The organism is Candidatus Obscuribacterales bacterium (assembly GCA_036703605.1).
Classification (GTDB): Bacteria; Cyanobacteriota; Cyanobacteriia; order RECH01; family RECH01; genus RECH01.
Genome location: DATNRH010000407.1, coordinates 1 through 1,142 on the forward strand (window position 1 = coordinate 1; position 1,142 = coordinate 1,142).

Sequence of the window (1,142 nt, forward strand, 5' to 3'; positions counted from 1 at the left end):
TAACCGCCGTTCTCTGATTATTGTGGCGGTTTCCCTGGCGTTGGGATTAGGGGTGGTTTATTCTCCCGAGATTCTAGCTGACAAACATCCACTGATTAAAAATGTGTTTTCGTCAGGTATTTCCACCGGCGGTCTCACGGCAATTTTGCTGAACTGGCTGCTACCCCAAAACATGGATCAGGGTAGCTTACCGCCGATGGATGAAGGCATCACCGATGAAGAAACTGTATAGTTCGGAGCCAGTCTAGATAAGTGGGAGGACGTCACGATTGGCAATCATTTCGACGTTGCCTAGTGCTTCAATTCTTATGAGGAAGAGGATTGATTGTCGTTGAAACCCGGCACCTTAGCTTCACTAAAGTGAGCCCACCTACTTATCCAGTGCTCCCTATCGCTCAGAGCCAGCCTAGATACATACTGTTCTTTGAGGCTAGCAGTATGTGTGGAACAGCGTTTGGCAGCAATTTGCATCAATCATGAAGAGAGAAGGGCTGAGCAAAAGTAAAGCCTTCCTCTCTTATTCGTTTGAGCAACGTTAGCGATCGCGCTCATCTAAAGGAATACCAAACCGTAGCAGCGGTTCGGGCTCTCGTCGCTCGATCTCTACTCCCAAGGAGTTATCATCGCCTTGAATGCGAACGTCGGTTTCTGGACGACGACGATCATAAAGATCTATATCAAGACGGCCATCGCGCTGGTTGAGTTCAAGGGGCGATCGCCGGCGATTCTGTTGCTCTAGCTCCACGTCCACCCCATCTTGGCTGTTAAGCCTAATCGAGGATGGTGACAGAGCCAAGGTTGGTTTAGCGCTCACGGCTCCTAGACTAAGGACAACAGCGATCGCTACTCCAAAGGGCGGCACAGTCTTGCGCTTTCGTATCAAATGAGCCAACATTAGAGTCATATCTCCGATAACTGCATCCAGACATTCATCCCCATCCCTGTGCCTAAGGATATCCACGGCCACCGCGTCACATCGTAGTTGGTGAGTCAGTGACCTAACTCATCGGGGCATGAACTGACCTGAGGAACAACATCGGTTCGAGATACGTCTCAAGTCTGTCTGTCTTATTTCTACGTTAGCGATGATGTTCTTTACCCTCATCTATTGAAGGTAGGGTTTTCACGTCATTCCAATCGTT

The 1,142-nt window shown here is 49.1% G+C and carries 2 protein-coding genes; one reads left to right on the plus strand and one right to left on the minus strand.

Translation table 11 applies throughout. The annotated features are described in order from the left end of the window. The coding region (locus tag V6D20_08425) for a hypothetical protein (protein ID HEY9815806.1) at nt 1-232 on the plus strand (232 nt) is incomplete at its 5' end. A gap of 303 nt (nt 233-535) precedes the next feature. Here V6D20_08425 and V6D20_08430 read toward each other — a convergent pair. Further along, complete coding sequence (locus V6D20_08430) at nt 536-904, minus strand: hypothetical protein (GenBank protein HEY9815807.1); 369 nt, start codon at nt 902-904, stop codon at nt 536-538. Nucleotides 905-1,142: the final 238 nt, after the last annotated feature.

Coding starts and splice junctions, on each gene's coding strand:
- V6D20_08430 (HEY9815807.1), bottom strand. CDS start 904: ATGACTCTAATGTTGGCTCATTTGATACGAAAGCGCAAGACTGTGCCG.